At 72.0% G+C, this 26,642-nt stretch carries 27 protein-coding genes; 13 read left to right on the top strand and 14 right to left on the bottom strand.

Going from position 1 to position 26,642, the window contains the following annotated elements; translation table 11 throughout:
- The first annotated feature begins 24 nt into the window (after positions 1-24).
- The 3 genes from ABEA43_RS43505 to ABEA43_RS43515 all read left to right on the top strand — a co-directional run bounded on the left by ABEA43_RS43505 (position 25) and on the right by ABEA43_RS43515 (position 3,369).
- Positions 25-1,521 (top strand): glycoside hydrolase family 36 protein, encoded by a 1,497-nt coding sequence (locus ABEA43_RS43505; RefSeq protein ID WP_345571612.1) that lies wholly within the window; start codon positions 25-27, stop codon positions 1,519-1,521.
- A gap of 58 nt (positions 1,522-1,579) precedes the next feature.
- Positions 1,580-2,746, top strand: a complete 1,167-nt coding sequence (locus ABEA43_RS43510) for an ROK family transcriptional regulator (RefSeq protein ID WP_345571614.1) — start codon at positions 1,580-1,582, stop codon at positions 2,744-2,746.
- Positions 2,747-2,922: 176 nt separating this feature from the next.
- A complete protein-coding gene (locus ABEA43_RS43515) occupies positions 2,923-3,369 on the top strand; it encodes a DUF2690 domain-containing protein (protein WP_345571616.1) in 447 nt (148 codons plus the stop codon).
- Positions 3,370-3,394: 25 nt separating this feature from the next.
- On the opposite strand, the gene ABEA43_RS43520 is transcribed toward ABEA43_RS43515, so the two are convergent.
- Genes ABEA43_RS43520 through ABEA43_RS43555 form a run of 8 tightly spaced genes read right to left on the bottom strand, consistent with a single transcriptional unit; the run spans position 3,395 to position 10,428 of the window.
- Positions 3,395-4,306 carry an amidohydrolase family protein gene (locus ABEA43_RS43520; RefSeq protein WP_345571618.1) on the bottom strand — a complete coding sequence of 304 codons (912 nt, stop codon included), beginning with the start codon at positions 4,304-4,306 and terminating at the stop codon, positions 3,395-3,397.
- Positions 4,303-5,478, bottom strand: coding sequence for a VWA domain-containing protein (locus ABEA43_RS43525; protein WP_345571620.1), 1,176 nt, complete (start codon positions 5,476-5,478; stop codon positions 4,303-4,305). Before ABEA43_RS43525 ends, ABEA43_RS43520 begins: the two co-directional genes overlap by 4 nt.
- A gap of 32 nt (positions 5,479-5,510) precedes the next feature.
- On the bottom strand, positions 5,511-6,377 hold the full coding sequence (locus ABEA43_RS43530; protein ID WP_345571622.1) for an AAA family ATPase: 867 nt from the start codon (positions 6,375-6,377) through the stop codon (positions 5,511-5,513).
- 14 nt (positions 6,378-6,391) lie between these two features.
- Positions 6,392-6,694: an EthD family reductase gene (locus ABEA43_RS43535; protein ID WP_345571624.1), complete on the bottom strand. Its 303-nt coding sequence runs from the start codon at positions 6,692-6,694 to the stop codon at positions 6,392-6,394.
- Positions 6,688-7,701: a xanthine dehydrogenase family protein molybdopterin-binding subunit gene (locus tag ABEA43_RS43540; protein WP_345571626.1), complete on the bottom strand. Its 1,014-nt coding sequence runs from the start codon at positions 7,699-7,701 to the stop codon at positions 6,688-6,690. Before ABEA43_RS43540 ends, ABEA43_RS43535 begins: the two co-directional genes overlap by 7 nt.
- A 2-nt stretch (positions 7,702-7,703) precedes the next feature.
- Positions 7,704-9,101 (bottom strand): xanthine dehydrogenase family protein molybdopterin-binding subunit, encoded by a 1,398-nt coding sequence (locus tag ABEA43_RS43545; protein ID WP_345571628.1) that lies wholly within the window; start codon positions 9,099-9,101, stop codon positions 7,704-7,706.
- Positions 9,098-9,583, bottom strand: coding sequence for a (2Fe-2S)-binding protein (locus ABEA43_RS43550; RefSeq protein ID WP_345571630.1), 486 nt, complete (start codon positions 9,581-9,583; stop codon positions 9,098-9,100). Before ABEA43_RS43550 ends, ABEA43_RS43545 begins: the two co-directional genes overlap by 4 nt.
- A gap of 38 nt (positions 9,584-9,621) precedes the next feature.
- Positions 9,622-10,428, bottom strand: a complete 807-nt coding sequence (locus ABEA43_RS43555; RefSeq protein ID WP_345571632.1) for an FAD binding domain-containing protein — start codon at positions 10,426-10,428, stop codon at positions 9,622-9,624.
- 100 nt (positions 10,429-10,528) lie between these two features.
- Here ABEA43_RS43555 and ABEA43_RS43560 point away from each other — a divergent pair, with 100 nt between their 5' ends.
- On the top strand, positions 10,529-11,206 hold the full coding sequence (locus tag ABEA43_RS43560) for a GntR family transcriptional regulator (RefSeq protein ID WP_345571633.1): 678 nt from the start codon (positions 10,529-10,531) through the stop codon (positions 11,204-11,206).
- A 105-nt stretch (positions 11,207-11,311) separates the two neighbouring features.
- Positions 11,312-12,181 (top strand): hypothetical protein, encoded by an 870-nt coding sequence (locus ABEA43_RS43565; protein ID WP_345571635.1) that lies wholly within the window; start codon positions 11,312-11,314, stop codon positions 12,179-12,181.
- Here the strand turns inward: ABEA43_RS43565 and rarD are convergent.
- Entirely contained in the window at positions 12,069-13,037 is a 969-nt protein-coding gene (rarD, locus tag ABEA43_RS43570; protein WP_345571636.1) for an EamA family transporter RarD, read from the bottom strand. The two genes, ABEA43_RS43565 and rarD, sit on opposite strands and share 113 nt — an antisense overlap.
- Before the next feature lie 270 nt (positions 13,038-13,307).
- On the opposite strand from rarD, the gene ABEA43_RS43575 reads away from it, so the two are divergent.
- From ABEA43_RS43575 to ABEA43_RS43590, 4 genes are all read left to right on the top strand, one after another.
- The gene (locus tag ABEA43_RS43575) at positions 13,308-16,169 is read left to right on the top strand and encodes a helix-turn-helix transcriptional regulator (protein ID WP_345571638.1); all 2,862 of its coding nucleotides are present in this window, start codon (positions 13,308-13,310) and stop codon (positions 16,167-16,169) included.
- Between the two features lie 194 nt (positions 16,170-16,363).
- Positions 16,364-16,555 carry a ferredoxin gene (locus tag ABEA43_RS43580; RefSeq protein ID WP_345571640.1) on the top strand — a complete coding sequence of 64 codons (192 nt, stop codon included), beginning with the start codon at positions 16,364-16,366 and terminating at the stop codon, positions 16,553-16,555.
- Between the two features lie 4 nt (positions 16,556-16,559).
- On the top strand, positions 16,560-17,918 hold the full coding sequence (locus ABEA43_RS43585) for a cytochrome P450 (RefSeq protein ID WP_345571642.1): 1,359 nt from the start codon (positions 16,560-16,562) through the stop codon (positions 17,916-17,918).
- Between the two features lie 59 nt (positions 17,919-17,977).
- Positions 17,978-18,664, top strand: coding sequence for a rhomboid family intramembrane serine protease (locus tag ABEA43_RS43590; RefSeq protein ID WP_345571644.1), 687 nt, complete (start codon positions 17,978-17,980; stop codon positions 18,662-18,664).
- Between the two features lie 7 nt (positions 18,665-18,671).
- On the opposite strand, the gene ABEA43_RS43595 is transcribed toward ABEA43_RS43590, so the two are convergent.
- The gene (locus ABEA43_RS43595; protein ID WP_345571646.1) at positions 18,672-20,207 is read right to left on the bottom strand and encodes a long-chain-fatty-acid--CoA ligase; all 1,536 of its coding nucleotides are present in this window, start codon (positions 20,205-20,207) and stop codon (positions 18,672-18,674) included.
- Between the two features lie 96 nt (positions 20,208-20,303).
- Positions 20,304-21,089, bottom strand: a complete 786-nt coding sequence (locus ABEA43_RS43600) for a helix-turn-helix transcriptional regulator (RefSeq protein WP_345571648.1) — start codon at positions 21,087-21,089, stop codon at positions 20,304-20,306.
- Between the two features lie 128 nt (positions 21,090-21,217).
- Between ABEA43_RS43600 and ABEA43_RS43605 the strand changes: the two genes are divergently transcribed.
- From ABEA43_RS43605 to ABEA43_RS43615, 3 genes are all read left to right on the top strand, one after another.
- Entirely contained in the window at positions 21,218-22,036 is an 819-nt protein-coding gene (locus ABEA43_RS43605) for a DUF2637 domain-containing protein (protein WP_345571650.1), read from the top strand.
- Between the two features lie 117 nt (positions 22,037-22,153).
- The gene (locus tag ABEA43_RS43610) at positions 22,154-22,654 is read left to right on the top strand and encodes a SigE family RNA polymerase sigma factor (RefSeq protein ID WP_345571651.1); all 501 of its coding nucleotides are present in this window, start codon (positions 22,154-22,156) and stop codon (positions 22,652-22,654) included.
- Positions 22,651-23,535: a PASTA domain-containing protein gene (locus ABEA43_RS43615; protein ID WP_345571652.1), complete on the top strand. Its 885-nt coding sequence runs from the start codon at positions 22,651-22,653 to the stop codon at positions 23,533-23,535. Before ABEA43_RS43610 ends, ABEA43_RS43615 begins: the two co-directional genes overlap by 4 nt.
- Before the next feature lie 11 nt (positions 23,536-23,546).
- On the opposite strand, the gene ABEA43_RS43620 is transcribed toward ABEA43_RS43615, so the two are convergent.
- A complete protein-coding gene (locus tag ABEA43_RS43620; protein ID WP_345571654.1) occupies positions 23,547-23,738 on the bottom strand; it encodes a hypothetical protein in 192 nt (63 codons plus the stop codon).
- A 206-nt stretch (positions 23,739-23,944) separates the two neighbouring features.
- Between ABEA43_RS43620 and ABEA43_RS43625 the strand changes: the two genes are divergently transcribed.
- Positions 23,945-24,457: an RICIN domain-containing protein gene (locus tag ABEA43_RS43625; RefSeq protein ID WP_345571656.1), complete on the top strand. Its 513-nt coding sequence runs from the start codon at positions 23,945-23,947 to the stop codon at positions 24,455-24,457.
- A gap of 295 nt (positions 24,458-24,752) precedes the next feature.
- Here ABEA43_RS43625 and ABEA43_RS43630 read toward each other — a convergent pair whose 3' ends face one another.
- Together ABEA43_RS43630 and ABEA43_RS43635 are read right to left on the bottom strand one after the other, a co-directional pair.
- Positions 24,753-25,406 carry a response regulator transcription factor gene (locus ABEA43_RS43630; protein ID WP_345571657.1) on the bottom strand — a complete coding sequence of 218 codons (654 nt, stop codon included), beginning with the start codon at positions 25,404-25,406 and terminating at the stop codon, positions 24,753-24,755.
- Positions 25,403-26,506 (bottom strand): sensor histidine kinase, encoded by a 1,104-nt coding sequence (locus ABEA43_RS43635; protein ID WP_345571659.1) that lies wholly within the window; start codon positions 26,504-26,506, stop codon positions 25,403-25,405. The genes ABEA43_RS43630 and ABEA43_RS43635 overlap by 4 nt, the downstream gene beginning before the upstream one ends.
- Between the last annotated feature and the right edge of the window lie 136 nt (positions 26,507-26,642).

Consider the following 26,642-nt stretch of genomic DNA (forward strand, 5'->3'; position numbering starts at 1 on the left):
CGCACGTACCCGGAAAGGAACACCATGCCACTGCTCGTCGAGCTGGCCGGCCGTACCCTGGCACTTGAGCTGACCGGCTCCGAGCCACCACAGAAGATCGACGGCGGGGTCGTGCTGCCGCCCGGCCGGGTGGCCGTGCTGCACGGCCTCGGCGACGCGCTGTTCTACCGGCACGGCCAGAACTCGTGGAGCCCGTGCGGCTGGCGGCGGCTGTCCGAGCCGCCGCTGCGCATCGCGGACCCGCGGCGCAGGACCACCGCGGACGACCCCGCCTGGGACGACCCGTCCCGCCACCACTCCTCGGCCGTCGCCGCCCTTCAGGGCGACGACGGGCGGGTCATGCTGCTCGGCGCGCTCGGCCTCGGCACCCCGCGCCTGGCGGCCGACCGCGACACGTTCTCCGGCTGGTACGAGGACGACGGGGCGCCGTGGTTCCTCGCCTACGGCGAAGAGGAGGAGGTCTTCGCCGCCTACACCCGCGCGCTCGCCGCCCGCCTCGGCAGCAGCGAACGGCGCGCCGGAAACGTCTGGTGCAGCTGGTACGCCTACTACGAAGGCATCACCGAGCCGGGGCTGGCCAAGGACATCGCCGCACTCAACGGCCTCCCCTTCGACGTGCTGCAGGTCGACGACGGCTGGGAGGAGATGGTCGGCGACTGGGAGCCGAACGCCAAGTTCCCGTCCGGGATGCGCGCACTCGCCGGCCGGATCACCGACGCCGGGCTGACGCCGGGGCTGTGGCTGGCGCCGTTCATCGTGCTGCCGGACTCGCGCACCGCCCGCGAGCGGCCCGAGCTGCTGCTGCGGGACGAGCGAGGCGAGCCGGTGATCGCCGGCTACAACTGGGGGACCGGGTACTGGGCGCTGGACCTGTCCCGCGCCGACGCGCTCGACCACGTGGAGCAGCTGATCCGGCGGGTCGTGCACGAGTGGGGCTTCGGCTACCTGAAGCTCGATTTCATCAACGCCGGCGCCGCACCCGGCGTGCGGCAGGACGGGATCGGGCGCGAGCAGGCCTATCGGAACGCGCTGGAGCTGATCAGGCGGACGGCGGGACCGGAGGTGTACCTGCTGGGCAGCGGCGCGATCCTGCTGCCCTCGCTCGGCCTGCTCGACGGGCTGCGCAGCGGGCCGGACGTGGCGCCGATGTGGCAGAACTACGCCAGCGACGACCCGTCCGACGCGATGGCGCGCAACGCCGTCGTCAACACGCTGCACCGGTTGTGGCACGCGCCCATCGCGGAGGTCGATCCGGACGTCGTGTACTTCCGCAGCCGCCTCAACCTGCTGACCGACGAGCAGCTCGGCTGGCTGCGCGACCTGGCCACGGTGTGCGGCTTCCGTGCGGTGTCCGACCCGCCCGGGTGGCTGCGCGCGGAGGAGCTGGCGGACATGACGGCGTACCTGTCGGCCCGTCCCGCCGTCGTGCGGAAGGGCCGGTACGTGTTCGCCATCGACGGCCGCGAGGTGGACTTCGGCCCAGCCGTCGCACCCGGTGGGCAGTGGTATCCGATCTCCTGACTTCGCATTACCCTTTTGTAAAGAGCGCAGCGTTATTAAGGGGACCAAGGGGGCGTCGGTGACGGAGCAGGTCACGACCGGGACGGACGTGACCCGGATGCGGGAGCTCAACGCGCTCAGCATCGTCCGGGCGTTGCGGGGCAACCCGCCGTCCACCGTCACGGAGCTGGCCACCCGCACCGGGCTGTCCAGGCCAGGCACGGACGTCATCGTGCAGGGTCTGGTCACCGACGGCTGGCTCACCGTCGTGGAGCCCGACGGCAGCAGCGTCGTCGGGCGCCCCGCCCGCCGCTACCGGTTCAACGCCGGCGCCGGGCACGTGCTCGGCGTCGACGTCGGCGCGCACAAGGTGCTGGTGCTGCTCGCCGACCTCGACGGCACCGTCGCGTGGACCGCCCGGCTGCCGGTGGACCCCGGCGCCGACCCGGCGGCGCGGCTCACCGTCGTCGACGCCGCCGTGGACGAGTGCCTGGCCACGGCCGGCGTGCGCCCGGAGGAGATCTGGGCGGTCACCGTCGGAGTGACCGGTCCTGTCGACGCCAGCGGCCGCACCACGCTGTTCACGCCGCTGCCCGGCTGGGCCAGCGTGAACCCGGCCGAGCACCTGGCCACCCGCTTCTCCTGCCCGATCCAGGTCGAGAACGACTGCAAGCTGGCCGCGCTGGCCGAACGCTGGCAGGGGGCGGCCCGCGACGCCGACGACATCGTCTACGTGCTGGCGGGCATGCGCACCGGCGCCGGACTGATCATCGACGGCACGCTGCGCCGCGGCTACGGCGGCGCGGCCGGCGAGATCGGCGCGCTGCGCGCGGTCCGCTGGCTCACCGCGCCCTCCCACCTGCAAAACTGCGCCAGCCTGCCCGCGGGCGTCGACACCGACGACGCGGCCGCCTGGGTGTTCACCGCCGCCCGCGCCGGCGACAAGGCGGCCAAGACCGCCGTCCGCCGCTACACCCGTGACCTCGCCGTCGGCACCGCCGCCCTGGTCCTCACCCTCGACCCGCAGGTCGTCATCCTCGGCGGCGGCTTCTCCCGCTCTGCCGACCTCATCGTCGGCCAGCTGGCCCGCGAGCTCGGCCGCACGTGCCTGCGCGTCCCCGAGATCCGCGCCTCCACGCTCGGCGCCGAGAGCGTCGCCCTGGGCGCGCTGCGCCTGGCGCTCGACGAGATGGACACCCGCCTGTTCGGCGTCGGTCTCCCCGCACCGGTCGCCCCACGCGCCTGACCTACGCGCTGCTGTCCGTCGTCCAAGAGCTGCGGCTCCTTTGTCCAAGCGCGCTTCTGGACAATGTCTGGACGGACATTCGTTGCCGCCTCTCCGGGCGCCTGGGCATAGTCGGAACTCCTGGAGGAACAAGCGCCGGGTTGGGCGCTTCCATCTCGACAAGGAGCCGGTTCGACATGAAGATCCACATTGCCGCGGCCGCGGTGTCCGTGACGGCGATCTCGACGCTTCTGCTGACCACGGGGCCCGCGAGCGCGCACCCGTACGACGGGAAGGACCCGTACAGGTCGGGGTGCGCCAGCAGCAAGGTGTACACCGGGAAGAGCGCCTCGCTGAAGAACGAGATCGGTGACAGCCTGGGCACGATCAAGCTGTACTACTCCCGCCGCTGCGGCACCAACTGGGGCGAGGCGCAGGTGGCCAAGAACGCGACCGGCCACATCAGGGTCTTCACCAGCACCAAGAGCAGGTCCTTCACCTACCGCGCCGGGAACGGCGGGCACCACTGGGGCGACATGGTCTACGCCCCCAGCGGCGTCTGCGCCCAGGCCAGCGGCGGCGTGTCGGCCGGGATCGGCCGCGTCAACCACGGCAGCGGCACCACGGGGAAGGCCTGCGGCTGAGCCACGGCCGGGCATGTGACGGGGTTCACAGGCGGTAGACGCGGGTGGCCGTCGCGGCGAACACGTCCCGCCGCTCCTCCTCGGATCGGCCGGCGAGCACGTCCCGCCAGGTGGAGACCAGGGTGGCCAGGTCGGTCCAGAGCTTCTCGATCGGGAAGTTGCTGCCCCACATGCAGCGGCGGGAGCCGAACAGCTCCAGGCAGGTGGCCGTCACCCGCTCGATCAGCGGCCGGTCCACGCGGTGCACGAAGGTGCCCTGGCCGGTGAGCTTCACCACGACGTTGGGCCGCTCGGCCAGGAGCCTCATGCCGCGGGTCCATTCGCCGGCGGCCGGCGGGCCTGACTCCACCGGCATCCCGGCGTGGACGAGCACGAACGTCACGTCGGGAAAGTCGGCTGCGAGGGCCGCGGCGTCGGCCATCTGCGCGGCGAACACCTGGAGCTCGAACACCCAGCCGAGATCGGCCAGCGCGGCGATGTTGCGCCGGAAGACGGGGTCCTTCATCCGGTCGGGGGCGGAGGCGAAGCGGAACTCCGGGCGTTCGTGCCAGTGCAGTTGCAGGCGGGTGCCGCGGACCAGCGGGGTGACGGCGGCCTGGCGGCGCATGACCTCGGCCGCACCCTCGTCGAACAGGTCGGCGGAGCCCACCACGGCGGTGGGCCAGCCGGTCTCGGCGTGGACGTCGCGCAGCCACCGCACCTCCTCCACGCAGCGGTCGAGCGGCCAGTTGGCCTGCACATAGACCGAGGAGGCGATGCCGCACGCGGTGGCCTCCGCGACGTACTCGGGCGCGAGATAGTCGCGGCGGATCGGCTCGTACGGGCCGAAGATGCGCGGCACCATCTCCCCCTGCAGCCAGGGCAGGTCGGCGGCGCGCCAGATGTGGTGGTGGGAGTCGACGATCCCCGCAGGACCGGGGGCGGAAGAGGGCGTCATCGGGTGGTTCCCCTGGGTCGTGGAGCGGACCAGCGCCGCGCCGCGAGGCGGCGGGGGCCGGACAGGACGGCGGGAAGGCGGCGGACCTCCTCCAGCGCGGTGCGCAGATCGCGGACGCCGCCGAGGTGGTCCAGGCTCGGGAGCTGGGCGGCCATGGCGCGGGTGACCGGGCGGTAGGCCGGCGAGCAGGCCAGCGGGGACCACCAGACGAGCCGGTGGCCGAGCCGCGACAGGCGGGCGGTGGCGCGCACCATGGGGCCGGGGTCGCCGCGTTCGAGCCCGTCGGACAGCACGATCACGAGCGCGCCACGCGCGAGCGCCACGAAACGCGGGTTGGCCAGGAACCCTTCCAGGGCCGCGCCGATCGCCGTACCGCCGTCGGCGTCCGTGACCAGCTTCGACACGGCCCGCAGCGCCCGGTCGGCGTGCGGGTGCGAGAGCGCGGCGGTGATCCGGGTGAGCCGGGTGCCGAAGGTGAACACCTCGGTACGTGCCGGCGCCGCGCGCAGCGCGGTGTACGCGGCCCGCAGCAGGTCGGGGGTGTGCCGCCGGAGCGATCCTGAGACGTCGACGAGGATCAGCAGCCGGCGCGGGCGCGGCGGGCGGGCGAGGCGGCGCAACCGGATGATCTCCCCGTCGTGGCGGTGGGCCTGCCGCCACGCGTGCCGCACGTCCAGCCGGTCCCCCGACCGAGCCGGGCGGCGCCGCCGTGACGGGACGGCGGGCAGCACGGCGGGCCAGGCGGCCTGGAGCGCGCGCATGAACGCGGCCGTGTGCTCGCCGGTCAGGCCGAAGTCGCGGGTGCCGTAGGTGCTCAAGGTGCTGGCCTCGATCCCCTCGCCCGGCCGCACCTCGCGGGACGGCGGGTCGTCCGCGCCGGGGCCGCCGGGCGACGGCGCGCGCTCGTCGTCGCCCTGGATCGGCACGTCGCCGGGGGCGCCCTGCCGGAACCAGGCGTCGAAGACGCGCTCGAAGGCCGGCAGGTCGCTCACGTCCTGCAGCAGGATGATCCGGGCGTACCAGTACAGCGCGGGCAGGCCGGGCGGCGGGGACTCGGCGAGCGTCCTGAGCAGGTCCGCCCGCTTGGTCGGCGCGGTGGGCACACCCGCGCCGCGCAGCGCGGTGAGGAATCCCCACAGATGGTCCGCCGCGCGCACGACCGGATCAGGCATTGCCGAAGACCTCCTCCGCGCGCACGGTCGGCTCAGGCATCGCCGAAGACCTCCGCCGCGTGTCCGAGGAGCAGCCGGGTGTCCTCCTCGTCCTTGATCAGCAGGCCGAGCGCCCGGCGCAGCGCCACCGGCCACGGGCTGCCGCCCTCGGCGAGTGCCAGCGCGCCGCGCGCCCACTCCACCGACTCGGCGATGCCGGGTCGTTTGAGCAGCGGCAGGCGGCGTACGCGCTGCACCGCCCGGACGAGACCCGCCGCCGCCCGCTCCTCCAGCCCGGGCAGCGCGGCGCGCAGGATCGCCCGCTCGCGGTCCGGCTCGGGGAAGGCGATCCAGTGGTAGAGGCAGCGCCGCTTGAGCGCGTCGTGCAGCTCGCGTGTGCGGTTGGAGGTCAGCACCACGATCGGCGGCGTGCGCGCGCGTACCGTGCCCAGCTCCGGGATCGTGATCTGGAAGTCACCCAGGAACTCCAGCAGGAACGCCTCGAACTCGCTGTCGGCCCGGTCGATCTCGTCGATCAGCAGGACCGCGCCCCGCTCGGCCTGTACGGCGCGCAGCAGCGGCCTGCGCAGCAGGAACTCCTCGCGGTACAGGTCGCCGACGTCCTGCCCGCGGCTCTCGGCCACCCGGACCTGGAGCAGCTGCTTCGGGTAGTCCCATTCGTAGAGGGCCTGGCCTGAGTCGAGCCCCTCGAAGCACTGCAGCCGGATCAGGTCCAGACCCGTGACGCGCGAGAGCACCGGGGCGACCTCGGTCTTGCCGACGCCGGGCTCCCCTTCCAGCAGCAGCGGCCGGCCCAGCCGCAGCGCCAGGTGGACGGCCGTGCACAGTCCCTCGTCGGCGAAGTAGCCCTGCGCCTCCAGCGCGGCGGCCAGCTCGCCCTCGCTCAGGAGAGCGGGCACGGCGCCGTCCGTCGTCACAACTGCGCGTGCTCGGTGGTGAGCAGGTGGACGCGCTGGGAGGTGTGCGCGGCGGCGTCGGCCGCCGCGGCCTTGCCGTGCTCGGAGCCGAACGCGGCGGCGCGGGCGTCCTCGTCGTCGAAGTACAGCTCGTTCACCGAGTCGTACGCGCCGCCGTCGGCGCCGGTCACGCTCACCGTGTACTTCCGCAGGCCGGGCAGCTTCCTGGCGAACTCGACGTGCTCCTCCACCACCCACTTCGCGAACTCCTCGTGGGACAGGCCCTCGGCGCGCTTGAGCAACGAGATCACTTTCAGCATGGTTCCTCCGTATTCAATGCGTCCAGCCCTCGCAGGACGCGTTCTGGGGTGAAGGGCATCGACGTCAGGCGCACGCCGCAGGCGTCGAAGATCGCGTTGGCGATGGCCGGGATGGGGGCGTTCGCCGTCATCTCCCCGATCCCCTTCGCGCCGTACGGCCCGTTCGCGGCCGGGCGCTCCAGGAACAGGCTGTGCTGGACGGGGATGTCGGCGGGCCCGGGCATCAGGTACCCGGCGAAATCGCGTGGCCCGTGGTCGCGCGACGGGTAGTACGGCTCGGTGGTCTCGAACAGGGCGTGCGACACACCCATCCAGGCCCCGCCCTCCACCTGCTGCGTCGCCATGGCCGGGTTGAGCGCCCGGCCGATCTCGTAGGCGTTGTACAGCTCCAGCACCTCGACCACCCCGGTCTCGTCGTCCACCTCGACGACGGCGGCCGTGCACGCGTGCGCCTGGCAGGAGTCGGGGTCCATCTCCCCCGTCTCGGGCACGGGCACGCTCGGCTCCTTGAGGTAGATGCCCCGGCCGGAGATCGTCCTGCCGTGCTTGAAGTGCGCGGCCAGCGCCAGGTCGGTGATGTGGATGCGCTTCTCCTCCGCGCCCTTGAGCATGATGAAGCCGGTGCCGTCGGTCTCCAGGTCCGCGGCGTCGACCTCCAGCTCCTCGGCGGCGACCGCCAGCATCACGCCGCGCGCCTCGGCGGCGGCCATGATGACGGCGTTGCCGACGCGGTGGGTGCCGCGGCTGGCGAAGGTGCCCATGCAGTGCGGGCCCGTGTCGGTGTCGGCGGTGTCGACGAGCACGTTCCCGATCGGCAGGCCGAGCGTCTCCGCGGCGCACTGGGCGGCGATCGTCTTGATGCCCTGGCCCAGGTCCACCGAGGACAGCGAGATCACGAACGTGCCCGTGGTCGTGGCGTGGATCAGCGCCTGTGAGGGGTCGCCGCCCAGGTTCATGCCGGTCGGGTAGTTCACCGAGGCGTACCCGCGCCCGCGCAGCTTCGCCATCGCTACAACCCTTCTCTGGTCGTGGAGGACATCCGGCGGTACGCCTCGGGCAGCTCGTGCCCGGCCATCTCCGCCGCCTTCTGGATCACTTCGACCAGGGCCGTGCCCTCGGCGACCTTGCGATGGGCCTTGACGTCCCCGTCGCGGTAGGCGTTGAGCAGGCGCAGCCGCAGCGGGTCCAGGTCCAGCGCGCGGGCGATCCGGTCCATCTGCGACTCCAGCGCGAAGTCGGCGATGGTCACGCCGAAGCCGCGCATGGCGCTGGACGGCGTGCGGTTGGTGAACACGCAGTGGCAGTCGGCCCACACGTTCGGGATCGCGTAGGGGCCGGGCAGGTGCGCGGCGGCTTTGGTGGTGCCGTACGGGCTGTGGCGGGCGTACGCGCCGGCGTCCACGTACAGCGTGACCTTGCGGCCGATGATCCGGCCGTCGTTCATGACCGCGTCCTTGATGTAGATGCGCTCGGCGGCGCGCGGCGAGGAGACCTGCATCTCCTCCGCCCGGTCGTAGACGAACTTGACCGGGCGGTCGGCCAGCATCGCGGCCACGCACGCGACCGGCTCGACCACCACGTCCACCTTGCCGCCGAAGCCGCCGCCGACCGTCCCGCCGACGATGCGCAGCTTGTTGAACGGCGTCTCCAGGATCAGGGCGGTGTTGTCCAGGGTGAAGAAGCACGCCTGGGTGTCGGAGTGGATGCGCAGCCGCCCGTCGGCCTGCGGGACGACGACGCAGCCGGTGGTCTCGACGGGAGCCTGCTCGATCGGCGCGGACTGGTAGCGCCACTCGAAGACGTGGTCGGCCCGCGCGAACGCCTCCTCCACGTCGCCGAACCGGATCCGCCGGCAGTGGTGGCCCTCGTAGATGAAGTGGTTCTGCCCGTGGTACTCGTTGACCAGCGGCGCGCCCTCTTCCAGCGCCTCCTCGACGTCGAAGACCGGCGGCAGGTCCTCGTACGCGACCTTGACCCGGGCCGCGCCCTCCAGCGCGGCCGCCTCGGTCACGGCGACCACCGCGCAGATCGGCTCGCCGAGATAACGCACCTTGTCCACGGCCAGGATGGGCTCGTCGTCCGGCCCGACGCCGATCAGCTTGAGCGGGGTGAACAGGTTGTTCGGGATGTCGGCGTGGGTGAGGATCCGCAGGACGCCGGGCACGGCCAGGGCCTCGGTCAGGTCCACGTCCAGGATCCTGGCGTGATGCCGGGCCGAGCGGTGCATCTTCAGGTGCGCGAGCCGCGGCGGCGCCACGTCCTCGAAGAACTCGGTACGCCCGGTGACGTGCCCGCGCGCGTCGGAGCGCTGGACCACCGAGCCGATGACCGTGAGGTCGCCGTCGCCGGCGGCGGCCCGTTCCGCGGTGAAGGTGCTCGTGTCGATCGGGGCGAGGCGGAAGGTCATCGCGACGCCACCTCCCGGCGGCGCTTGGCCGCCTCCAGGATGGCGATCACGATGGGCCGGTAGCCGGTGCACCGGCAGACGTTGCCCGAGATCGCCTCGATGACGTCGGCCTCGCTCGGATCGGGGTTCCGGTCGAGCAGCACCTCGGCGACCATGATCATGCCGGCCGTGCAGAAGCCGCACTGGGTGGCGAAACAGTCGACGAACGCGCTCTGCACCTCGTCCAGCTCACCGCCGCCGGCCACCCCCTCCAGCGTGCGGACCGAGCGGCCCGCGACGGTCTCCACCGAGACCAGGCAGGAGACCTCCGGCTGACCGTCGACCAGGACGGTGCAGGTGCCGCAGGCGCCCTGCGCGCAACCTCGCTTGGCCGCGGTGAGCCCCAGCGACTCGCGCAGGCTCGCGAGCAGCGTGGCGCCCGGCGCGGCGATGAACTCGCGATGCTCGCCGTTGACGACGAGCGAGACGATCTGTGACGGCACGATCCACCTCTCACTGATGCGGCCCTGGTCCTGCTGGATCACTCGGGAAGGAAGGCTCTGCGCAGGTGCACGGGCAGGACCCGCGTCCGGTACCACGCGCTGGCGTAGGCGTCGTCGAAGGGGGCGGTGTCGCCACGGGCCGCCTGCCCCGCCTCGGTGAGGACTTCATGGGTCAGCGGCCGGCCCAGCAGCAGGCGCTCCGCCGACACCGCGCGCACCGGACGTGACGCGACACCGCCCAGCGCGATCGTGGCGGTGGTGACCACGCCACCGCCGACCCGGGTGACGGAGGCGACGGTGACGATCGCCGCCGAGTTCAGGCGGCGGCGCATCGCCTTGTGGAAGTACCAGTCGCCGGGCTCGGGCAGCGCGACGCGTACCGCCACGACGACCTCGCCCGCGGCGACCCCGGAGGCCAGCACGTCGGTCACCGCCGCGTCGCGCCGGCCGTCCGGCCCGGCGATCTCGCAGGTCGCGTCGAGAGCGAGCAGGCAGACGGCCAGATCGCCGTACGGCTGGGCGACGAACAGATTGCCGCCCACGGTGGCCTGGTTGCGGAGGGTCGGGGAGGCGATCGTCCGCAGCGCCGGACGCAGGAACGCGAGCTCCGGATGCGCGCCGACGGCCGTGAACGTGGCCGCCGCCCCGATCCTGGCCACCCCGTCGCGCACCTCGATGCCGCCCAGCCCCGCCCGGCGCAGGCTGACCAGCTCGGACACGGGCGCGGCACCGCTGTTCACCAGCGGCATCACGACCGTGCCACCGCCCATCACCCAGCCGCCCCCGGCCAGGCAGGCGACCACGGCGTCGGCGGACTCGGGAACGTGCACGGCGCTGATCACCATGTCGGGCCTCCCCTGGTGAGGATAATTATCGATAATTGATTATCGACAGGCCCCCGTCAATGGATCAGCTGAACAATCGATAATCGGTAGGATCACCCTCATGACCGAAGAGCCCGCCAAGTTGCCGCGTCTCACGCTGGCGCGGCAGATCCGCGACTCGCTGGTCGCCAGCATCGTGTCCGGCCACTTCGGCCCGGGCGAGCGGCTGGTGGAGACGCGGCTCGCGGCCACCTACGGCACCAGCCAGGCACCCGTGCGCGAGGCGCTCCGCGAGCTGGAGGCCATGCGGCTGGTGGAGACCCAGCCGCGCCGCGGCACGTTCGTCCGGCCCTTCGTCCAGGAGACGCTGCGCGAGAGCTACGTCGTGCGGGCGGCGCTGGAGGAGACGGCCACCCGGCTCGCCCTGCTGGCCGGGACCGTACCGGCAGAGGGAATGCGGGCGGACGTGGCGGCGATGCGGGCCGCCGCCGAACGCGGCGACGGGGAGGCGTCGGCGCGCGCCAGCGTGTCCTTCCACCGGCGCATCGTCGAGGCCGCCCACAACGAGCTGCTCAAGCTCACCTGGGATGGCCTGCAGATCGAGGCGCGTACCTCGGTCACGATGGTCGCCACCGAGGTCGACCTGCACGACATCGCCGAGGACCACGCCGACCTGCTGGCCGCGATCGAGGCCGGCGACCTGGAGGTCGCGTGCCGGCAGGCCCGCGACCACCAATGGCACTACGCCGACCTCCCGCACGACGCCCACGGCCGCACCCGCGACTCCGCGGCGGGCTGACCGCGTTCGCTCCTGAAACGCAGGTTCGGCCCCCGAATCGGCGATTGGCGGCAGTCAAGATCGACTACACTGGTTCGTCCCCCTGCCTGCGCCCCGGGAGTCTTGGTGAAGAGGCCCGAGAAGAAGTCGCCGCTCTCCGTCGACCCCGTCCTGCTCGTCGGTACGGGCCTGTCCGTGCTGCTCGGCGTGATCTTCTATGTCCGTGAGGACACCGCACAGGCGCTCGGCACCGTCGCCGGGCTCATCGGCGGCGTCATCACCCTTCAGATCCAGTCGCTGCTCCAGGAGAAGCGCCGGGTCGAGCACGAGACCAGAGTCGGCCAGATGGTCTCCACGATCGACAAGATCCCGTGGCTGCCCGACCTCATGGAGCCGATGCTGCGCGCGGCCAAGCACGTCGAGCGCGACTACAAGGGCTCGCCCGCCGAGGACGCCTGCCGTGCCGCCTTCGAGGAGTGCCTGCGGACCCTCGCCGACCTCGAACGCGGCCACTTCCGCACGCCGTACGGCGACAACGAGGTGTTCCTGCGGCTCATCGAGCAGGCCCGCGAGCACATCTGCGTCACCAGCGTGCCCTCCGTGGACCTCACGTGGTGGCGCGAGCCGGTCGGCAGGCAATACTGGCGGGCGCAGCTGGACGCGCTGGCGCGCGGCGTGAAGATCCGGCGGGTGTTCATCTACCACGAGTGGACGGACGACCTCGACGCGCTGGCCCGCGAGCAGCTCGCGGCCGGGGTCAAAGTACGCCGCGTGCAGGTGGACCGCCTGCCCCCGCCGATGCGCGTCATCACCGGGCTGTGGGACGGCGCGTGCGGGCACGAGCTCAGCTACACGGCGGCGGGCGAGGCGGTGCACGACACGTTCACGGTCTCGCCTCCGGATCTGGAACGCCTGATGCGTCAGTTCGAGATGATCGAGCGGAGCGCGGTCGAACTGGACGACGAGCCGCGTCCCGCCGCCGATCCCGTCGCCTGAGGCCGCCGGCCGACAACACCGCCAGACCGGCCCAGAGCAGCCCGAACGCCGCCCACCGGCTGCCCGGCATCGACTCCTTGAAGACCAGCAGGCCGATCAGGAACTGCACGATCGGCTCGATGTACTGCAGCATGCCGGTCAGGCTGAGCGGGATCTTGGTGGCGGCGGCGCCGAACAACAGCATCGGCACCACCATCACGAAGCCGGCGCCGATGCCGAGCAGGGTGTTGGCCACCGACACGTGCCCGAACGTGGCCTGGCCGGTGGCCTGCAGCCACACCGTGTACGCCAGGGCGAGCGGGAACACCACCGCCGTCTCCACCATCAGCCCCTCGACGGCCCCGGCGGCCACCCGCTTCTTGATCATGCCGTAGCCGCCGAAGGTGAGCGCCAGGCCGACCGCGATCCAGGGCGGGCCGCCGTACCCGATCGCGAGGACGATCACGGCGGCGGCGCCCAGGCCGATGGCCGTCCACTGGCGGGCGCTCAGCCGCTCGCCGAACACCGCCACCCCCAGCGCGACGCTGACCAGCGGCGTGATGAAGTAGCCGAGCGAGGCGTCGACGACGTGCCCGTTCATCGTGGCCCAGATGAACAACGCCCAGTTGATCGACGTGAGCGTGCTGGCCAGGGTGAGCAGGAGCAGGTCGCGCGGGCGGCGCAGGAGCGCGGCCACCTGACGCCGCCGGCCCAGCGCGAGCACCAGCAGGGCGATCGCCACCGGTGACCAGAGGCCGCGCAGGGCCAGCACTTCCAGCGAGCCGGTGGGCTCCACCAGCGGCCAGTAGAGGGCGGACAGGCCCCACAGGACGTACGCCGCCACGCCCAGCAGGACACCACGGCGGACAACGGACACCTGATCAACCCTACGCGGGCTCACGGCCGGAACGGTCAATCCAGTCCGTCAGGTGGTGGCGGCGCGGAGGCCGAGGAGGACGAGGCCGGGCGGCTGGTCGCGGTCGGCGGGCCGGTCTCCTTCCCACGGCAGGGCAGGCTCCTGAGAGGTCAGTCCTTCGTTTCCTTCGCCGGGCGGTTGCCACCGACGCCGGGCGGATTTGTATGATCAACACAACGTCGACCGCACGCCTGGTCCTGACCTGATCGCCCGGATGTTCCGGAGGATGCCATGACCGATGACAGGTTGGCGAGGCCGGGAGCCGCCCGGACGCTGCGGCCCGAGCTGGTCGGGCGGACCGGCGAGCTGGCCAGGATCCAGGAGGCCGTCGCCGGTGGGAGCGGGCTGGTCCTCATCGACGGCGAGCCGGGGGTGGGCAAGACCCGGCTGCTCGAGCACCTGGCCGAGCGGGCGCACGAGGCCGGGCGGACCGTGCTCGCCGGCAGCGCCACCGAGTTCGAGCGGCTGGTCCCGTTCGGCATGTACGTGGACGCCTTCACCCGGCTGTCCGACGAGCAGGACGCCGGCGGCGGCCGGCCCGGCGACCTCGCGGAGTCCGCCCTGCGCACGTTGCTGTCGGCGGGCGAGACGAGCGACACCGTGCAGGGCAGGCTGGATCGCTTCCACACCTATCGAGGCGTCCGTACGCTCCTGGCCCACCTGGCGGCCGGCCGCGGCGTCGTACTGGCACTCGACGATCTGCACTGGGCGGACGCCGCGTCGCTCGAACTGACCGAGTTCCTGCTGCGCCGCCCGCCCGCCGCCGGGTTTCTGCTGGCCATCGCCTGCCGCTCCACCATGATCCCGCCCGCGGTGGCCGACGCCGTCGCCCGCCAGAAGCCGCGCGTCACCCGGCTGAGCCTGTCCCCGCTGGACGAGGACGCGGCGGCCGCGCTCATGCCGTCCGACGCCGGCCCGCGCCGCCGGCGGCTGATGTATCGGGTCAGCGGCGGCAACCCGCTGTTCCTGCGGGCGCTGCTCGACGCCGACGACCACGCGCTGGCGGAGCTGGCCGACGGCCGGCCGGGCACGGTGCTCGCGCTGGAGGAGACGCTGCTGACGATGCTGCGCACGGAGCTCGATCGGCTCACCCCGGCGGGCCGCCTGGCGGCGCACGCGGCGGCGGTCGCCGGCGAGCTGGCCTCGCCCGTCGTCATCGCCGAGGTCGCGGAGCTCGCCGCCGCCACCGCCGCGGCCGCCGTCGACGAGCTGTGCGGGCAGGGGCTCGGGACCATGGCGGGCCCGCGGTTCGCCTTCCGCCATCCCCTGGTACGCGCCGCCGCCTACGACACGTGCGGCCCCAGCTGGCGCATCGCGGCCCACGCCCGGGTCGCCGGGTACGTACGCCGCAGCGGCGGATCCCTGGCGCTGCTCGCCCACCACACCGAGCGGTGCGCCGAGCAGGGTGACGAGGAGGCCGCCAGGACGCTGGGCGACGCGGGCGCCGCCTACATCGACTCGGCGCCGGCGACCGCGGTCCGGCTGTTCCACGGCGCCCTGCGGGTGCTGCCGGAACGCGACGACCTCGTGCCCTACCGCGGCCACCTGCTCACCGGGCTGGCGAAGGCCACCGGGGTGATGGGCTCGCTGACCGAGAGCCGGCGGATCCTGCACGAGGTCATCCGCCTGCCGCACGAGGTGGCCACGGTGGCGGTGGCCTTCTCCTCGGTGATCTCGCGGCTGCTCGGCCGGCTGGACGAGGCGCTGGCCCTGCTGAGCGCGCAGCTCCCGAGGGCCGGGCGGGATCCGCGGCTGCTGACCCCGCTCCTGGTGGAGCTGGCCGCCGTGGCGACGCTGCGCGCGGACCCCGGAGGCGCGCGCAGGCACGCGCTCGAAGCCATCGGCTACATCTCGGAGACGCACGATCCCGCGCTCGGCGCCGCCGCGTACGCCCTGCTGGCCCTGGCCTGCCTGCAGGACGGCGACGTGGCCGCCGCGCGATCGCACAGCAGGCGGGCCGGCTGGCTGATGGACGGCATGCCGGACACCGCCCTGCTGCGCCACGTGGAGCTCGTCGCCCCGCTCGCCTGGGGTGAGACCTGTCTCGGGCGGCCGGCCGACGCCGCGCGCCACCTGACCCGGGGCATCGAGCTGGCGACCACCTCGGGCGGCAGCTACGCGATGCCGTACCTGCTGATCAGCCAGGCCCACCACAGAGCCAGGACCGGCCGGCTGACGGAGGCCATCGACAGCGCCGAGCACGCCGCCACGGCGGCCGAGCACATCCGCAGCGGCGAGACCCTGGCGATGGCCAGGAGCGTCATGCTGCTGCCGGTGCTGTGGCGGCACGGTGTGCGTCCCGCCATGACGCTCGCCCGGCAGGTCGCGGAGGCGAGCCCGGGTTCGCCGTGGTGGCGGGCGATGGCGCACGTGTCCGTGGCCAGGGTCCGGCTCGCCGCCGGCCGCGCCGAGGCGGGGCACGCTCCGCCGCTCCCCTCCGTACTCTCCCGCGACACCGAGGTGGACCGGCTGGCGACACAGTCGATCAACGCGGGAGCCGGCGGTGACGCCGGCACCGCGCTCGCCCTGTCGGCGGCGGCGGTCGCCGTCGCGGGCGGCCTCGCCTACCAGGCCGGTACGGCCTACGACGCCCGCGCCCGCGCGTTGTCCGTGCACGACGACCTGGCGGGAGCCGTGGCGGCCGCCAGGATCGCCGCGGAGCGGTTCGGCGAGAGCGGCGCCGTCGTCGAGCGGAGCCTGGCGCATCAACTGCTCGCCACCCTCCTCGGCCGCATGGGGGAAGTGGCGCTGTGCCGCACCGAGATCGGCCTGGCCAAGGCCGCGTACAAGGAGTCGGGAGCCGACTGGCTCGCCGGTCAGCTCGCCCGCGTCGAGCGGCAGCTCGCCGCGCAGGGGCCCCGGCGCGCGGGGCGGAGGAGCGCCGGGCCGCCGGAGCTGACCGTGCGGGAGCGTCAGGTGGCCGACCTCGTCGGCCAGGGGCTGACGAACCGGGAGGTGGCCGAGCGGCTCCAGGTCAGCCAGAAGACCGTGGAGACGCACGTCGCGCGTATCTTCAGCAAGTTCGACGTGCGGTCGCGGGTGGCGCTGTCCAGGCGGCTGACCGGCCTGGGCGACGACACGGTGACCAGGTGAGCTGGCCTGACCTGACTGGCCGTCGCGCGAGCGCTACCATCGGGTGTTGTACGCGCGACCACCCCGACATCCCCCCGCGTGGCCCGTCCGCTGTCACCCACCCCCGGCATCCCCGCTCCACCCCGCACGCGTCCGCGGGCCGCTTCGTGGCATGGGCCGGGCGAGCATCATCGCGATCCGAAGGAGGCGACGGCATGAAGGTGCGGGTCGACGCGGAGCTGTGCCAGGGCCACACGCTCTGCAACATGATCGCCCCCAAGGTGTTCGAGCTCGACGAGATCGACGGCCACTCCTCGGTCGCGAACGAGAACGTCCCCGCCGAGGAGGAGGCGCGAGTGGCCGACGCTGTCAGGTCCTGTCCCGAACGGGCGATCTCCGCTTCCTGACCAGGTGCTCCTCAACGACAAGGAGGACGACGCCGTGAGCGAGGACGAGCGCAACCGGTACCCCTTCGACCGGCACACCCCCGAATACCGCCACCGGTTCGAGTCCATCACCCAGGAGATGCACGCCACGTGCCCCATCGCCTGGAGCGACTCCTACGACGGCCACTGGGTGGCCGCGGGCAACCGGGAGGTGTTCGAGCTGGCCCGCCGGGCCGACGTGCTGTCCAACGACCATGACATCAAGGGCGAGCGGCGCGGCTACCGGGGCATCACGATCCCGACGCCCGAGGCACTCGGCAGAGCCGGCTTCCTGGAGATGGACCCGCCGGAGCAGCGCCACTACCGCCAGGCGCTCAACCCGTACCTGTCTCCGGCCGCGGTCAGCCGCTGGCTGCCGTTCGTGGACGAGGTGATCCGCGCCTGCCTGGACGAGAGGATCGAGGAGGGGCGCATCGACTTCGTCGACGACCTGGCCAACATCGTGCCCGCCGTCCTCACGCTGGCCATGATGGGCATCCCCCTCAGAAAATGGACGATCTACAACGAGCCCGTCCACGCCGCGGTCTACACCCCGCCGGACTCGCCCGACTCACCGCGGGTCGCCGAGATGCACCGGGAGCTGGTGCTGGACCTCATCTCCGAACTGGAGCAGATCCGCGCCGACCCCCGTCCCGGCCTCGTCGACGCGCTCGTCCGGGCCGACATCGGCGGCGAGCCTCCGGCCTTCGAGGACCTCGTCGGATCGCTCTACCTGATCATCGGCGGCGGCTTCGACACCACCACGGCGCTGACCGCGCACGCGCTCGAATGGCTCGCCGAGCACCCGGACCAGCGCACGCGCCTCAGCCGCGAACGCGACACCCTGCTCAACTCCGCGACCGAGGAGTTCCTGCGTTTCTTCACCCCGGCGCCGGGCGACGGGCGCACGTTCTCCGCCGACTGCGAGGTCGCCGGCGCCCGATTCAAGGAAGGCGAACGCCTCTGGCTGTCGTGGGCGATGGCCAACCGGGACGCCTCGGTCTTCCCCGAGCCGGACACCCTCGACCTGGCGCGCACCGGGAACCGGCACAGCAGCTTCGGGCTGGGCATCCACCGCTGCATCGGCTCGAACGTGGCCCGCGCCGTGTTCAAGCGCATGCTGCTGCAGGTGCTCGACCGCATGCCGGGCTACCGGTGCGAGGCCGAAGGCACGGTCCACTACGAGACCATCGGCGTCATCAACGGGATACGCCACCTGCCCGCCACCTTCGCCCCGGGGCCCAGGCTCGGCGCGGGACTCGACGAAACCCTCGAAGCGCTGCAGCAGGCCTGCGACGAGCGACGGCTCGCCGAACCGGTCACGGTTCCCGATTCGCCAAAGTAGGGGACAAGCGCACATACATCCCAAGTGTCCGGCTTTGGGTGGCGTGCGAGACTTGCTCGGTGTACAAGCCCTACGTCACGGCCGTCGTCTTCTTGCTCACGGCCGTACCGAGTCTCCTGCAGATCGCCGTACCGGGTTTGGAGCCGGCGCTGATGCGCGACCCGGCGGCGATCGCCGGCGGCGAGTGGTGGCGTCTCGTGACGTCGCTGGTGGTGCAGGACGGCGGGCTGTTCGGCACGCTGATCAACCTGGCGTTCCTGGCCGTGCTCGGGTACGTGGCCGAGCGCGCCCTCCGCCCCGCCCGCTGGCTGATGCTCTACCTGGGCGGCGCGGCGGCGGGTGAGGCCGCCGGATACCTGCTCGGCCAGCCGGGCGCGGGCAACTCGGTGGCGCTGTGCGGCCTGGCGGGCGGACTCGTCCTGGCCTCCGGGCGGCTCGAACGCTCGCTCGGCGCGTTCTACGCGGTGATCTCCGGCGCCTGGCTGCCGGCCGCGACGGGCGGCACGTGGGGACTGATCGTCACGCTCGTCCTGGCCGCCGCCGGTTTCCAGCTCGTCGTCCATCGCGAGCGCCTGCCCGGGTGGCTGCCGGTGACCGTGTACGGGGTCGCGACGGTCGTGCTGGTCGCCCTTCGCGACCTGCACGGCTTCGCGCTGCTCGGCGGCATCATCGTGGGGTGGATCGTGAACGCGGCGTTCCCCAGGCGTACGCCGGCCGGTGACCCGCTGAGGCCCGCCACCGGCTGACGCTCGGCTAGCGCAGCTCGCGCTTGAGGATCTTGCCGGTCACCGTCATCGGCAGGCTCTCGCGGAACTCGATGATCCGCGGATACTTGTAGGCCGCCATGTTCTCCTTGCACCAGGCGATGAGCTCGTCCTCGCTCGCCGTCGCATCGGGCGACGGGATGACGTACGCCTTGATCTCCTCGCCGTGCGAGCCGTGCGGCACGCCGACCACCGCCACCAGCGAGACCGCCGGGTGCGTCATCAGCACCTCCTCCAGCTCGCGCGGGTAGACGTTGAAGCCGCCCCGGATGATCATGTCCTTCGTACGGTCGATGATCGCGTAGTAGCCGTCCTCGTCGCGGGTGGCGATGTCGCCGGTGCGGAACCAGCCGTCCCGCAGGACCTCCTCGGTCTCCTCGGGCCGCCCGTAGTAGCCCTTCATGACGTTGTGCCCGCGGATGGCGATCTCGCCGGGACCCTCGCCGTCGATGGTGTTCCAGTCGTCGTCCACCAGCCGCATCTCCACGCCCCGGATGGGGAAGCCGACGGTGCCGGGCTTGGTGGGCCGTCCGAGCTGGTTGAAGCTGGCAACGGGGGAGGTCTCCGACAGGCCGTAACCCTCCAGGATCGGGATGCCGAAGGTGGCCTCGAAGTCCTTGAGCACCTCGACCGGGCAGGAGGCCCCGCCCGCCACCGCCAGCCGCAACGTCGAGGGCGCCTGGGCCCCCTCGGCGTGGATCTTCGACAGCAGTGCCCAGAACATCGTCGGCACCCCGGCGAACATGGTCACCTTCTCCTTGCGCATGAGCTCCAGCGCCTCGCCGGGCTCGAAGCGCGGCTGGAGCACGAGGGTGGCGCGGCGGCGCACGCTCACGTTCATGACCGCGATCTGGCCGAAGGAGTGGAAGAGCGGCAGCACGGCGAGAGAGACGTCGCCTTCAGGGCCGGCGGGGAACATCTGGTCGTTGACGACGGTGTTGGTCAAGATGTTCATGTGGGTCAGCTCGGCGCCCTTGGGCTGGCCGGTGGTGCCGGAGGTGTAGAGGATGGCGGCGGTGTCGCCCGGCTCGGTCCGCACCGTCTCGAACTCCCCGGACATGCCGCCCAGCGCCGCCCAGAACGATTCGCCGTGCTCCGACTCGGTGGCCAGCGGCGTGGCGGGCAGGACGAAGAAGTGCTCACAGCCCTCGACGGCGTCGAAGGCCGCCCGCCCGCGCGCGCCCATGGGCAGCTCGGGGGCGCCCTCGAAGCAGAAGAACGCCTTGGTGTCGCTGTCGGTCAGGTGGTAGACGATCTCACGCGGCTGCAGCAGCACGTTGAGCGGGACCACGGTCGCCCCGGCCTTGAGGATGCCGAAGTAGACGAAGGGGAAGTAGGGCACGTTCGGGCAGAGCAGCGCGACCTTGTCGCCCTTGCCGATCCCCCGGGCCGCCAGGAGGTTCGCCACCTGGTTCGCGACGGAGTCCACCATGGAGTACGGCAGACGCAGGTCGCCGAAGACCAGAGCGGTGCGATCCGGAGCATTGCGCGCGCTGTCTTCCAGGATGATCGACAAGTTGAGCATCGCGACCTTTTCTCGGGAGTTCTGCGTCTCGGAGGACGCACGTACGCCCCAAGGATGCAGCTCCGACGCGGTCAGAGCTTGTACGAACGTGTCGATTCACGGCAGCCAGTCGATGGCGGCGGCCAGCGTGGAGGGCGCGGTCCCGAAGTTGCGCCGGAAGACCCGGGTGAAGTGGGGCCCGTCGGTGAATCCGGCGCCGTTGGCGGCCGTCGTCAGCGTCTCTCCGGCCGCCACCAGCCTGATCGCCTCCTGAAGGCGCTGCCAGCGCACATAGGGTCGCAGCGGAATCCCCACCTGTGCGCTGAACAGATGCGCCAACCGGCTCGGGGACAGGTGCACCGCGTCCGCGAGCACGCCCAGGCGCACCGGTCCCCCGGTCAGGAGCGTGGGAATCACGGCGATCGCCATCTCCACCGCCGGGTGGATCGGAACCTCTTCTGCGCCGCACCGGCCCGTCCAGTCCTCGACGATCTTCAGTGCGGCCGCGGCCTCGGCGGAGTGCTCATGGTCGCCGGCGGGCCTCGCGAACGTGAGCGGCGCCGCCACCGCGCTCGTGCGGCGGGGGAAGGGCGTACCCCAGGTCGAGGCCTCGACCCCCGCACCGGAATGGGCGAGCAGGGAACGGCCCGGCGCGCTGCCGGGTTCGAGCTGGGCCAGCAGGGCTCCGTGAGCTCCCGTGAGTATGGAGTGGCGGGTGTCGGGAGGAATGACCGCCGTCCGCGTGGTCAGCCGCCGGCCATGGGCGTCGGCCATGGTGAAGGGCTCCGCGGAGACGATCAGGTGGACGGCATGGTGGGCGTGCAACTGGTTGGTGCCGATGGTGCCGCCGTACAGCAGGACGCCGGGGCGGAGCAGACACCAGCCGCGCCAGGGATGCGACATCGCGCCTCCTTCTCCTGAAGGAATCGTCTCAGTCGTGCCGGGATCCTGTCCCGCGCGAGCAGCCCGCTGGAGCACAGAAGTTACCGATGGGAACATAGCGAGACATCGGGCATGACACTATTTCTGCCGTGAATGCGATCAAACAGGCACCTCGGGGCGGGGACCGGCTGATCCGCGTGTCGATGACGGCCGTGGTGCTGGCGGTCGCGGCGGTGGCGGCGTGGGTGTCGTACTGGCATGCGGTGGCGGTGATCGAGAAGTACGGCGCCGAGGACGAGCTGTCGGCGCATCTGGTCCCGGCGACCGTGGACGGCATGATCTACGCCTCCTCGATGGTGCTGCTGTGGTGTGCCCGCTATCGCCTGGCGGTGCCGGCGCTGGCCCGCTGGGCGCTGGCGCTGGGCGTCGCCGCGACGCTGGCGGCGAACATCTTGCACGGGATCGAGCGGGGGCCCCTGGCCGCGGCGCTGGCCGCGTGGCCGGCCATCGCGTTGGTGATCTCGTACGAGCTGATCATGTGGGTGGTCCGCTCGGGTCGCGAAATCGCCGATCGCACACACGACCCGCTGGCCGAGCGTGCGCCCGACCCACTCACCGATCGCCCGCACGACTCGCTCGCCGAGCCCGCGCACGACCCGCGACCGCCCGAGCCTGCGCCTGCGCCTGCGCAGGGTATCGGCGAGCGGCAGGCAGCGCCCGCCGGGCCCGAACCGGCGGCCACTCCGGCGAGCCAAGGCACCCCGGCGAGCCAGGACACACCGGCAGGCCAGGACACGCTGACGGGCAAAGCTCAGGAGGACAGCCGGCGGCGAGCCCAAGTGACGGCGCTGCTCGCGCAGGATCCCACCATGACCGGGGCCGCGCTCGCCCGCGCGCTCGGAGTGCATGAGACCACCGGGCGCAAATACCGCCGCGAGGCCATGAACGGAAACGGCCGCTCCGCGTAGCGCCCGAAGCCGGGCAGTCCCCATCGACCCGGCCGAGGGCCGTGGCATCTCCCCGTCTCGCCACTCAACCTTGGGCTGGGTCCGCGCGTTGAGGAGGGCGAAAGGGGACCATCGTTCATGACGGATGACGACGAAGCAGCGTTCGACGAGTTTCTCGCCGCGCGGAGCACCTCGCTGCTGCGTACCGCGCTCCTGGTCTGCGGAGCGACCGAGCACGACGCCGAGGACCTGGTCCAGCACGCGCTGGAGAAGGTCTACCGGATCTGGCCGCGGATCAGGCACGACAACCCCGCGGCCTACGCGAAGAAGGTCGTCGTGAACGCGGCGATCAGCAGGGCCCGCCGGCGGAAGATCGTTCAGGAGATCATGTTCGCCCGCCCGCCGGAGACGGCGGCCCGCTCCCCCGACCTCGCCCTGCGCGACACGCTCATCGGGGAGCTCCGCCGGCTGCCGCCCAGGATGCGGGCGGTGCTCGTCCTGCGCTACTGGGAGGACCAGTCGGAATCGTCCACCGCCGCCCTGCTCGGCTGCTCGGTCGGGACCGTGAAGAGCCAGGCGGCGCGGGGGCTCGCCAGGATCCGCGCCAACCTCAACGTCGCAAAGGAAGTGACCAGATGACGATCGAGGACGACCTCGCCGACGCCATGTCGGCGCACGTCGCCGGGGTGCAGGCGGCGCCGGACCTGGGCCGGTCCGTACGCCGGCGGCACCGCGCCCACGTGCTCCGCTTTCGTACGGGCGGCGCCGCCCTCCTCACGGCCGCCGTGGCGGTGGTCGTGCCCCTGGGGCTGACCTCGTCCGAGCCCGCAGCACCCCCGCACCCGGCCGGCGGCCAGGACCGGGCCGTCATGCGGAACGACGTGACCGTGCCCGACGTGACCGGCAAGTCCGTCGCCGAGGCGGTACGCATCCTGAACGAGGCCGGCCTGGTGACCGACCAGTCCGTGCTCCAGGTGCGGAACGGCGTGGTGAACTCCCAGTCGCCGGCGGCCGGCGCGCGGGTCGCCCCCGGCACCCGCGTGGACATGGTCGTGCTTTCGTCCGTACCGGCTCCCCAGGCTCTGGGCGATCTGGGCGATGGGCGCGAGTTCGGGGGCATCCGCGTCGGCTACCTGCCCGACGGGCTCGAATGGGGGAAATGGTCCGGCGACAACGTGATCGGCGACGGCAAGAGCTACACCACCAGCTACCGGACGCCCGGCCTGCCGCGAGGCGAATTCTCCGTCCAGGTGATCGTCGCCCAGGGCGCGTCGGCGGATGATCTGTACGCGTTCATGCCTGAGATGCAGACCAGGACCGTGGACGTTCTCGGCAAGCCGGCCAGGGTGTCCGAGAGGGGCGACGTCCCTCCAGAAATTGAGGCGGGCGCGCCGACGATCATCTGGAAGCTCCGTGACGATCTGGCCGTCGAGGTCTGCATCAGCCCCGGCTACACCAAGGAGATCGACGCCATGACCGAGCTGACGAAGATCGCCGAAGGCATCCGCGCGACCGGATGACCGCACCGGTGTCAGCGTGCCGGTGGGACGCTCGCGGAGAGAGCGCGTAGATCGTCGAACGCCTGGCGGAGATGGGCGTCCAAGCTCCGCGAGGAGTCGTCGATCCACGCCTGGGCCGCTTGATGGAAGGCGGCCCAGGCGGCCTGGGCGGCCAGCCCGGCCAGCCGATCGGCGACACCGCGCTGCCGCAGCGCCTCCGCCACGGCGCGAGGCTGAGCGGGAATACCTGGCCGGGCGGCTCACCGACCAGGAGGCCGGCCGCGGCGACGGGACGGCCGCGGCACGGCCTGGAACCGGATGGAACGCCTAAAAGGCAGGCACCGCCTCTACGTGTCACAGGATCGGCACGGCTCAACGGGGTGCCTGGCTCCTTCTCTCCGTTCCCGATCTCAACAGCCATGGAGACATCATGAAGTTACGGCGTACGGCGCTGGCGGCACTGTTCCTCACCAGCGTCCTGTCGACTGTTTTGATGGCCGCACCGGCGCAGGCCCTCCCGGGAGGCGCGATCATCAACATCGGCGTCTTCAACGCCGATCTCCGCCTGTGCCTGAAACCGAGCGGTTTCAACAACGGCGCGGTGGTCATCCAGGTTCAGTGCGACGGGCTGGCCGGCCAGGCCTGGAACCCGCTGATCATCGACAACGCGAGCCACTTCAACCTGGTCAGCGTGGGGACCGGCAAGTGCCTCGACGTCGCGGGCGGTCGCGCTCTCGACCGGGCGACGGTCATCGTGAACCCGTGCAACGGCAGCAGCGGCCAGCGGTGGACCATATCGCCCGGCGGCGCGGCCGAGTTCCGGTCCGGGGTCGCCGGCACCAACAGCCACTGCCTCGACCTTCCCGGCGGCACGCCGGCGCCGAACGCGGCCATGCAGATCTTCTCCTGCAACAACACACAGGCGCAGCGGTGGCTCTTCTGACCCTCGCCGCGATGCGCGTCGTGGCGGGCTGGATCGCCCAGACTTCCTGAGTGCCGCAGCCGGACACCGGATCCGACTGCACCACGATGAGGACCCCGCGCCCGTCGGCGCGGGGTCCTCACGCGAGAACTACCCACTGCCCTTGGGCTCCTCGCCCATCGGAGCTACCCCACTGCCCCTGGGCCAGAGCTCCTCTCCGGCGGCTGCCGGGCCTGCGGTGAAGGTGAGTCCGGCCACGGCCGGACGATCACGGTCCATCTGAGCGTCATCTTGGTCATGCCGTGCAGCGCCCGGATCAGTCCACCAGGCCGGCGCGGTGGGCGGCGATGGCGACCTGTACCCGGTTGGTGACGGCGAGCTTGTCGAACAGGTGGGAGATGTGGCTTTTGACCGTTGCCTCGCTCATGTGCAGGCCGGCCGCGATCTCGGTGTTGGAGCGGCCGAGCCCGACCTCGGTGAGCACCTCACGCTCGCGGCGGGTGAGGGTCTCCAGCCGGGCGAGCGCGTCACGGCGGCGCCGGGTGGGCAGGTCGGTGGTGACCCGGTGGATCAGCCGCCGGGTCACCTGCGGGGACAGCATCGAGTCGCCGGCGTGGGCGAGGCGTACGGCGCGGATCAGGTCGTGCGGCGAGGTGTCTTTGAGGAGGAATCCGCAGGCCCCGGCCTCCAGGGCGGTGAAGACGTGCTCGTCGCTGTCGAACGTGGTGAGGATCACGACCGCGGGCGGCCGGGCGAGGCGGCGGATGGCCGCGGTGGCGGCGAGGCCGTCGGTCCTGGGCATCATGATGTCCATCAGGATGACGTCCGGCCCCAGGCGGTGCACGGCGTCGACCGCCTCGTCCCCGTCCGCAGCCTCCCCCACGACCTCCAGGTCGGGTGCGGATTCGAGGATGAACCGCAGGCCGGCGCGGATCAGCGACTCGTCGTCCACCAGCAGCGTCTTGATCATGTGTCCCTCGGCAACCGGCCCTCGAGACGCCAGCCTCCCTCATCGTCGGGCGCGCTGCGCACCGTTCCGCCGATCAGCCGGAAACGTTCTGCCAGGCCCACGAGACCGGCGCCGGAAGAACGCGCGGCGGGCCGGAGCGATCGCTCGTTGGCGACCGTGATCGTGATGTCCTGCGGGCTCCTGGTCACCGAGACGGTGACGGGGGCTCCGAAGGCGTGCTTGTGCGCGTTGGTCAGCCCTTCCTGTACGAGCCGATAGGCGGCCCTGGCGGTGGCCACCGGCAACGTGTCGAGGTCGCCGTGCAGCGTGACGGTGTTGCCGGCCGACGCCCAGGACTCCACTAATCGCCGCAGATCAGGAAATATGTCGTCATGTCCGGCTCGTAACACGCCCACGATCTTCCGCAGCTCTTCGAGGGCCTCCTGCGCGGTGCCGCGGATCAGCGCCGCCTCCCGCTCGATCCGGGCCGGCTCCGCGCCGGGGTTCACCTCCAGCCCGCCGGCGTGCAGCGACATGAGGGTGATCTTGTGCGCGAGCACGTCGTGCATCTCCCGGGCGATCCGGCCGCGTTCTGCGGCTTTCGCCTGTTCGTCGCGCAGGTGCTGTTCGCTCTCGGCGCGCTCAGCGCGTTCCCGCAGTGATGTGGTGAGCTCGCGGCGGGCGGCGGCGTACCCGCCCGCCACCAGCACGGCGGCGGGGGCGGCCAGCGCGGAGACCAGCGCGTCGGTGCCGAGGCTGCCGTCGTCGACCCACTGCTGTGCCAGGAATCCCGCCACGCCGATCACCGCCAGCGCCGCGAAGCGCGCGCCCAGCCGCGCGCCCGCACCGGAGAACAGGCCGATCAGTAGCGGCCCGGGGTTGCCCGACAGCGCGTACGCGCCCGCCCCGATGGCGGCGACCGCGACCGGCCACCGATCGCGGAACCACACGGCACCCGTGGCGACCAGGCCGGCGGCGGCGATCACCGCGCGCGGCAGCGGCGCCCACGGCGTCTTGACCGCCAGAAAGGTCAGGGAGAGGCAGAACACCACACAGGCCGCGCCGATCGCCTGCGGGCTGAGAGTGGCGACCCGCCGCAGCGCCTTCCGGTACGTCACCATCGGCCCAGCTTGACGCGCTCCTCGGGCTGAAGCCCGCGGATTCTCGCCCGTGCCGCGCGTGTTCATGCGGCACCTCGATGGCTTCCTGCTTCAGCGGGCTGTGCCACCGCGAGCGGTGGTCTTACCTGCCCTCCAC

The sequence above is a fragment of the Nonomuraea rosea genome, from assembly GCF_039539705.1.
Lineage (GTDB): Bacteria > Actinomycetota > Actinomycetes > Streptosporangiales > Streptosporangiaceae > Nonomuraea > Nonomuraea rosea.